Here is a 1,900-nt window from a genome sequence, read left to right on the forward strand (position 1 = left end):
ATAATCTTCAAAAATGTTGCTGTACAAGGATCGACTTAAGACTTTTGCAAGAGGTCTTATCAATATGCGATTACCCTGATGGAAAAATAAATTAACAGAACTTTTGAAAGCGATCGCACCTTGACTCTAAGAGTGCTTGAAAAGCAAAATCCAAACAACTATTAGAAATTGCTACTCTAGGAGTAGAAAAAGCGATAGAAACCGATGAAGAAACGGCAACCGCTTGGATAAACCAACAACTAGAAAGCTTGAGAGTCAAACTAATCTGATCAAGACAAAAATAGAACTACCCTGGATTTTTACCAGAGGTCTATTTTTAACGGGGGAGGATGTCAACCCTCACTCCCAGATTCAACAGTATGGCCGACTTCGCTGATCCATTGGGCAATTTCTGCGGGGGATGCGGTGGTTTCTACCGTGACGATTTTATTGGCTACATCCACCGATATTTGGGCTGCCGGTTGCTGATTGTTAATCGCTTTAGTAATGGTATTAGCGCAACCTTCACAGGCAATACTAGGCACTTTTAGGGTAATTGTCATTGTTGTAACTTCAGTAACTTTATAGCTAAAAACTAGCATAAATTGTCAGGGGTAGCTGATTTTTTAAGAGTTTATTTACCATTTCAGCACTGCCGCTTCGATCCCCTGTTCCCGACGCAGTTTACTATCTTTTTCTAGCCATTGAATGACCTGTTTATGAGTTAGTTCTTCTAGGGTTACTCCCGTATCTTCGGCGATTATTTTTAGTAAGCGTAGGGAAGAAATCGTTAAACGAGTCAGGAATTTTTCGGGAGAAGTCAAGAGGGCAGCGTCCACATCTGCGGATTCTTCTGGGGTTAAAAATTGTCTGTTTTCGATCATAGTTTTATTTGGTTTCCATCCAATTGTCACCGGCTTTAATTTCTACCAAGAGAGGGATCGTCAAGGAGACAGCTTCTTCCATAGTCGTCTTGATTTTTGACTCTAGGGATGGCCATTCTTCCCTCGGTACTTCCAAGACTAATTCATCATGGACTTGCAGCAGTAATCTCGCTCGATAATTTTGCAGTACCTCTGCCAATTTTACCATCGCTACTTTAATAATATCAGCACTGGAACCCTGAATGGGCGCATTAGCGGCCGATCTTAATAATTGTGCCTCCTCGTTGTTGAGTTTGAGGCTATCTAAATCGATGTCGTGTAAGGACAGTCCTCGCAGTCTTTTTAAGAGGGGATTATCGAAGTTAAAATAACGTCTTCTGCCCAAAATTGTTTCCACATATCCTTGAGTGATCGCTTGTTTTTTGCTATTCTCTAAATACTCAAATACTTGGGCATAACGTTGATGATATTTTTCAATAAATTTTCTGCCCTGTTCTACGGTTAATTTCGATTCACGGGCGAATTTTTGCGCTCCCATGCCGTAAATAACCCCGAAGTTAATCGTCTTTCCTAAACTGCGTTCTTCGGGGGTAATTTCCCTTTTATCAAAGAGCAATTGAGCGGTGACTTTATGCACATCTTGATTACTACGATAGGCTTCTAATAAAACTGGTTCTTGGCTGAGATGAGCGAGAATTCTTAACTCGATTTGTGAGTAGTCCGCTGACACTAATAAGTAACCATTTTCGGGAATAAAAGCTTGACGAATTCGTCTGGAAAATTCACTGCGAATGGGGATATTTTGCAGGTTAGGATTGGAGGATGATAAGCGTCCGGTGCTGGTGATGGTTTGATTAAAATCTGTATGTACTCGTGCGGTTTTTGGTTCGGCTAATTTCGGTAAAGCATCCACATAGGTTGATTTTAATTTGGATAAGGTGCGATGTTCAAGGATATAATCAACTAAGGGATGATCTCCTTGTAGTTTCTCTAAAACACTTTGATCGGTGGAGTAACCTGTTTTAGTTTTTCTGGAT

At 40.6% G+C, this 1,900-nt stretch carries 3 protein-coding genes; all 3 read right to left on the minus strand.

Annotated elements, in window-relative coordinates; genetic code table 11:
• Positions 1–332: 332 nt before the first annotated feature.
• Positions 333–581, minus strand: coding sequence for a heavy-metal-associated domain-containing protein (locus PX636_RS14955; RefSeq protein WP_288117694.1), 249 nt, complete (start codon positions 579–581; stop codon positions 333–335).
• A 36-nt stretch (positions 582–617) separates the two neighbouring features.
• Positions 618–863 (minus strand): NDH complex assembly factor CRR9, encoded by a 246-nt coding sequence (locus PX636_RS14960; RefSeq protein WP_002736270.1) that lies wholly within the window; start codon positions 861–863, stop codon positions 618–620.
• A gap of 4 nt (positions 864–867) precedes the next feature.
• On the minus strand, positions 868–1,900 hold a 1,033-nt coding region (locus PX636_RS14965; protein ID WP_288117695.1), incomplete at its 5' end, for a DNA polymerase.

This window comes from Microcystis sp. M53598_WE2, assembly GCF_030067735.1.
GTDB classification, from domain to species: domain Bacteria; phylum Cyanobacteriota; class Cyanobacteriia; order Cyanobacteriales; family Microcystaceae; genus Microcystis; species Microcystis aeruginosa.

What these genes read in the sequence shown, in the direction of transcription:
- PX636_RS14960 (WP_002736270.1), bottom strand. Translation starts at nt 863, where the DNA reads ATGATCGAAAACAGACAATTTTTAACCCCAGAAGAATCCGCAGATGTG.
- PX636_RS14955 (WP_288117694.1), bottom strand. Translation starts at nt 581, where the DNA reads ATGCTAGTTTTTAGCTATAAAGTTACTGAAGTTACAACAATGACAATT.